The sequence below is a fragment of the Elioraea sp. genome (genome assembly GCF_051860475.1).
Classification (GTDB): Bacteria; Pseudomonadota; Alphaproteobacteria; order Acetobacterales; family Acetobacteraceae; genus Elioraea.
Genome location: NZ_JBHYDW010000205.1, coordinates 1 through 5637 on the forward strand (window position 1 = coordinate 1; position 5637 = coordinate 5637).

Annotated in this window: 7 protein-coding genes; 5 read left to right on the top strand and 2 right to left on the bottom strand. The window is 73.1% G+C overall.

Annotated features, from left to right (window positions below; translation table 11 throughout):
• The coding region (locus ACTIFU_RS22090) for a hypothetical protein (RefSeq protein WP_439580481.1) at positions 1-965 on the top strand (965 nt) is incomplete at its 5' end.
• 115 nt (positions 966-1080) lie between these two features.
• On the opposite strand, the gene ACTIFU_RS22095 is transcribed toward ACTIFU_RS22090, so the two are convergent.
• Positions 1081-1368, bottom strand: coding sequence for a hypothetical protein (locus ACTIFU_RS22095; RefSeq protein ID WP_439580482.1), 288 nt, complete (start codon positions 1366-1368; stop codon positions 1081-1083).
• A gap of 70 nt (positions 1369-1438) precedes the next feature.
• Between ACTIFU_RS22095 and ACTIFU_RS22100 the strand changes: the two genes are divergently transcribed.
• From ACTIFU_RS22100 to ACTIFU_RS22115, 4 genes are all read left to right on the top strand, one after another.
• On the top strand, positions 1439-2620 hold the full coding sequence (locus tag ACTIFU_RS22100; RefSeq protein WP_439580483.1) for a diaminopropionate ammonia-lyase: 1182 nt from the start codon (positions 1439-1441) through the stop codon (positions 2618-2620).
• Between the two features lie 35 nt (positions 2621-2655).
• Complete coding sequence (locus ACTIFU_RS22105) at positions 2656-3657, top strand: NAD(P)H-quinone oxidoreductase (protein WP_439580484.1); 1002 nt, start codon at positions 2656-2658, stop codon at positions 3655-3657.
• Between the two features lie 109 nt (positions 3658-3766).
• Positions 3767-4342, top strand: coding sequence for a hypothetical protein (locus tag ACTIFU_RS22110; protein ID WP_439580485.1), 576 nt, complete (start codon positions 3767-3769; stop codon positions 4340-4342).
• 119 nt (positions 4343-4461) lie between these two features.
• The gene (locus ACTIFU_RS22115; protein WP_439580486.1) at positions 4462-5265 is read left to right on the top strand and encodes an EAL domain-containing protein; all 804 of its coding nucleotides are present in this window, start codon (positions 4462-4464) and stop codon (positions 5263-5265) included.
• A gap of 6 nt (positions 5266-5271) precedes the next feature.
• Here ACTIFU_RS22115 and ACTIFU_RS22120 read toward each other — a convergent pair.
• Positions 5272-5637 (bottom strand): DsbA family protein (locus ACTIFU_RS22120; RefSeq protein WP_439580487.1); only part of this gene is annotated, 366 nt, incomplete at its 5' end.

Sequence of the window (5637 nt, forward strand, 5' to 3'; positions counted from 1 at the left end):
AGAGCGGCGTGATCGCGATCGCGCTCCTGCTGGTCGTGGTGGCGGCTTCGCTCGCGCGCGGGCGGATCGGCCTCGCCTATCAGCGCTGGCGCGCCCTGCATGCGGCGCTGGGGCTGGCGGCGGCGGCCTTCGCCGTCCATCACGCGCTGCGCGTCGGGCTCTACAGCGAGTCCGCGCCGCTGCGGGGGTTCTGGCTCGGCGGGCTCGCGCTCGCGGCCTTCGCCCTGGTCTGGACCTGGGCGATCAAGCCGGTCCGCGACGCGCGCGCCGGCTGGCGTGTTGCGTCCGTCGCGCCGCTCGGCCCGGACTACTGGGAGGTGGTGCTCGACCGGCCGTCGCGCGAACCGCTCGCCTTCACCGCCGGGCAGTTCGCCTGGCTCGCCTTTGGCCGCCGCGCGCCGTGGGACGACAACCCGTTCTCGATCGCCTCCGCGCCCGGCGATCCGCGCCTCGCTTTCGTCATCCGCGAGGCCGGCGACCTGACGCGCACGATCGGCTCGCTGCCGCTCGGCTCAGCCGTGCGCGTCGATGCGCCGCACGGCGCCTTCGTGCTCGACAAGCGCGACCGGCGCGCGGTGCTGCTGATTGCCGGCGGGGCGGGGATCGCGCCGATCCTGTCGCTCTGGCGCGATCTCGCCGCGCGGCCCGATGCCGGCGAGGTGCGGCTCGTCTACGGCGCCTGGACGGCAGAGCGGCTGCTCTACCGCGACGAGCTCGCGCGCACCGCGGCCGAGACGGGCTTCGGCCTGTTCCTGCGCGTGGACGAAGGGCCGCTCTGCGCCGGCGCGACCCGCGGCATCCTCGACGCGTCGATCCTGCGTGAGGCGCTGGCGGGGCTCGATCCGAACGCCACCGTGGCGATGGTCTGCGGGCCCACGCCGATGATGCTGGCGGTCGCGGCGACGCTGGAGCGGCTCGGGCTGCCGCCCGACGCGATCCGCTACGAGCGGTTCGACTATGACTGAGCGCGCGCCGATGCCGCGCGTGGAGCGGCGGATGCGCACGGGCGTGCGCCTGCTGCTCGGCGCGATCTGGCTCGCGGTCGCGTTGTTCGCGCTGCGCGCGCTGGTGCTGTAGCGCTCAGCGCCGCACGTGGTTCGTCTCCAGCCAGGCGATGATGGCGGCGCGCTTGGCGTCATCCTCGGCGGAGTGGGTCTTGAGGAAGTCATCGAGCGCGGCCTGCCGATCGGCCTGCGGGAGATCGACGAAGCGGCGCATGAAGCGCGCAGGCGTTCGGTGGCAGGAGGCGCAGGCCTCCTGGTAGGCGGTCTCGCCCAGATCGGTCGCGCGCGGCTGCTGGCCCATCGCGCGCGTCGGCACAGGCGTGAGCATCGAGACGGCAAGCAGGGCGACGACCGCAGCGCGCATGGGCTTCCTCCCTCCAGCGTTTGGCGTCAGTCTGCCGGCGCCTTCCACGCCGATCGTTGACCGAGGTCAAGTGACACTCCTGCCCGCCCTGCCGTTTCGCCTCCATCTCCATGCCGCGAACGGACACGCCGGCACACCGGTGCTCGACGACGCCGGGTTCCGCGCCGCGCGCGACGCGATCACCTCCTGGCCGAGATATGCGCCGACGCCGCTGCACGACCTGCCGGGGCTTGCGCGCGCGCTCGGCGTCGGCGCGCTGCGCTGGAAGGACGAGGGCGGACGCTTCGGGCTCGGCAGCTTCAAGGCGCTGGGCGGCGCCTATGCGGTCGCGCGGCACCTGATCTGTACGCTCGCGACGCGGGGGATCGCGGCGACGGACGCCGAGCTCGCCGCCGGGCGCTTCGCGGCCGAGACGCGCGCCATCACCGTCGCCTGCGCGACCGACGGCAATCACGGCCGCTCGGTCGCCTGGGGCGCTGCGCGCTTCCACTGCCGCGCGGTGATCTATATCCACGAGACCGTCAGCGACGGCCGCGCGGCGGCGATCGCGCGGTTCGGCGCCGAGGTCCGCCGCGTGCCCGGCACCTATGACGATGCGGTGCGCCACGCCGCCGAGGATGCGGCAGTCAACGGGTGGACCGTGGTCTCCGACACCTCCTATCCCGGCTACACCGACATCCCGCGCGACGTTATGCAGGGCTATCGCGTGATGGCGGACGAGGCGTTCGCGCAATGGACCGGCCCGGCACCGACGCATCTGTTCGTGCAGGGCGGCGTGGGCGGTGTCGCCGCCGCGGTCGCCGCCCAGGCGGCGCTGCATTTCGGCAAAACCGCGCCGCGCCTCATCGTCGTCGAGCCCGACCGGTTCGACTGCCTCTGCCGCAGCGCCGTCGCGGGCAGGCCCACGCCCTCGCCGCCCGGCCCCGACACGATCATGGCCGGGCTCGCCTGTGGCGAAGTCTCGATCCTGGCCTTCGACGAGCTGCTGCACCGCGCCGACGCGTTCATGGCGGTGCCCGACGAGGCGGTCGCGCCGGCGATGCGGGCGCTGGCGCGCGGCGTGGACGGCGATCCCGCGGTGGTCGCCGGCGAGAGCGCGGTCGCCGGGCTGATCGGACTCGCGCTCGCGCGACGCGACGCGGGCTCTGCCGCCGCGCTCGGGCTCGACGGAGCGGCGCGCGTCCTGCTGTTCGGCACCGAGGGCGCGACCGATCCCGAGCTTTACGCCCGCCTCGTCGGCGCGGCGGCCTGACCGGACCCGCCCAACCCCGAGAACCGGAGGACCCGATGCCCGTTCCCGACACGATGCGCCACGTCGCCTGCGAGGGCCACGGCGGGCCGGAGGTGATGCGCGTCGTCACCGGCCCGGTGCCGCAACCGGGCCCGGGCGAGCTGCTGATCGAGGTGCACGCCGCCGGCGTGAACCGGCCCGACATCCAGCAGCGCCGCGGCGCGTACCCGCCGCCCGCCGGCGCCTCGCCGATCCTCGGGCTGGAGGCGGCCGGCACCGTCGCGGCAATCGGCGAGGGGGTCGAGGGATGGAGCATCGGCGATCCGGTCTCGGCGCTCTGCAACGGCGGCGGCTACGCGGAGTACGTCGCCGTGCCGGCGCCGCAATGCCTGACGCCGCCCGAAGGCTACGACCACCTGCGCGCCGCCGCCCTGCCCGAGACCTACTTCACGGTCTGGGCCAATCTGTTCCAGCGCGGCGGGCTCGCGAAGGGCGAGGCCGTGCTGATCCACGGCGGCTCCTCGGGCATCGGCACCACCGCCATCCAGCTTGCGCGCGAGTTCGGCGCGCGCGTGTTCGCCACCGCCGGCAACGTGGACAAGTGCACCGCGTGCCTGCGCCTCGGCGCGGAGGCGGCGATCGACTACAACGCGCAAGACTTCGTCGAGGAGGTGAAGCGGCTGACCGACGGCCGCGGCGTCGACGTGGTGCTCGACATGGTCGGTGGCGACTACATCGCGCGCAACCTGCGCTGCCTCGCGCTCGACGGGCGGCTGATCCAGATCGCGTTCCTGCAGGGCTCGAAGGTCCGCGACTTCGATTTGCTGCCGGTGATGACGAAGCGGTTGACCGTCACCGGCAGCACCATGCGCCCGCGCACCACCGCCCAGAAGGGCGCGATCGCGGCGGAACTGCGCGAGCGGGTCTGGCCGGTGCTCGCGGCGGGGCGCTGCGGCCCGGTGATCTACGGCACCTATGCCCTCGACGAGGTCGTTGAGGCGCACAGGCTGATGGAATCGAGCGCGCATATCGGCAAGATCATGCTGACGGTGCGCTGATCCAGGGCGCGCTGGCGCGCGCGCTGTGATCCCGCTCACTCGGTCGGTCGTCCCGCCGTCGCATCCTTGACCCGGGCGCCACGCCGGCGCAGGCCGAGGGACCACGGCGATGCGGAAGGACTCCAAGGTGATGGTACCCGGCAGCACGCCGGCCAGCACCCGGCTTGCGATCGATCTGGAGGCGATCGTGAAGGAGGCCGCCGCGCGCCTCTCGGCCGCAGACCGCGCGCAGCTGATCGCCAGCCAGGAGGACGAGACGGCGGAGCGCACCGCCGCCGGCGCCAAGCTCGACTCGGCCGTGACGGCGGCGCTGCGGCAGCTGAGCCCCGGCAATGGCTGGATCGTGTTCGCCAACCGTCAGGTGCGGAGCTTCCCGGGCATGGACGCGGCGACCTCAGCGAAGGCGATCGAGGAGTTCGTCCGCAATGACGGGCTCTGGTGGTGCGAGGACGAGCTCAGGCACCTGTTCGTGAATCGCAACAGTGGACGCAAGCGGCTGATCGGCGCGATGCGCCCGGATCTCGTGATCCAGGATCCGACCGAGCTGCTGACCATCTGGGATCTCACCTCGACCGAGCAGACCCGCCACCTCGCCAAGACGCTGCTGTATGCGCAGATCTTCGCGCGCGGCCGGCACCTCTGCCAGATCGGCGAGACGCACTGGACGGGGCTCGACTTCACATAGCCCGGCCGCGATGCGCTGCCCCTCCGCCGGGGCAGCGTCGCGCCGTTAACCAGCGCTTGACGCATTGCCGCTCACCATTGCCGACGGGCCCTCAGGGCATCTCGTTGGAAGGATCGGACATGCCTGCGCTTTCTGCTGTCGCGACGGACCGGCCGGCCCCGGGTTTCGCGATCGCGTTCCAGCCGATCGTCGACATCGCCGAACGCCGCATCGTCGCCCAGGAGGCGCTGGTGCGCGGCCTCGGCGGTGGCTCGGCCGCGAGCGTGCTCGCGCGCGCCGAAGGCGGCGAGCGCTTCGGCCTCGAGATCGCGATCGCCCGGCACGCGCTTGCGCGCGCCGTCGCGCTCGGCGTCGAGACCGACGTGCATGTGAACTTCTCCCCCGGCGTGCTGCTGCACACGCCCGATGTGCTGGCCGCGATTGTCGCGGTGGCCGAGGTTGAGCGTTTCCCGGTCGCGCAGCTGGTGCTCGAGGTGACGGAGGGCGAGAAGATCGATGATCCGCCGCGGCTTGCCAAGGTGGTCGAGGCCGCGCGCGCGCTCGGGCTCCGGATCGCCATCGACGATTTCGGCGCCGGCTACAACGGCCTCTCGCTGCTCGCCGAGGTGCAGCCCGACATCATCAAGATCGACATGACGCTGACGCGCGGCGTCGACCTGCACCGCGTGCGCCGCTCGATCGTCGCCGGGATCCTGCGCATGGTCGAGCAGATGCCGCTGCGCACGATCGCCGAAGGCGTGGAGTCGCTCGGCGAGCTCTCCTGCCTGCACGCGCTCGGCCTCACCGAAATGCAGGGCTTCCTGTTCGGTCACCCGGTCTACGAGCGCGCGACCACCGAGCTCGACCTGCCTCTGACCATCCGGGGCCTCACCGCCCCGCCGCCGCGGCCCGCGCTCCGGCTCGCGGCCGAGCGGGCGAACTGATCGGCCTCAGCGCGCAGCGGCGACCGCCTCGCGCAGCCGTTCGATCGGTACCGCGCCGGGCAGCAGCGTCTCGCCCACCACGTAGGCGGGCGTGCCCTGGATGCCGAGCGTCTGCGCGAGTTCGAGGTTCGCGTTCAACCGGCGCGTGACTGTCTCACTGTTCATGTCGCGCAGCAGGCGCGCCGGGTCGAGCCCGGTCTCGGCCGCGAGCTGCAGCAGCGCCGCCTCGTCCGGCTCGCCCCGGAGCCGCATCAGTGCGTCGTGGAAGCGCGGGAACCCGCCCTGGGCATGCGCGGCGAGCGCGGCCCGCGCGGCGGTCACGCTGGCGGGGCCGAGGATCGGGATCTCCTTCACCACCACGCGCAGGCCGGG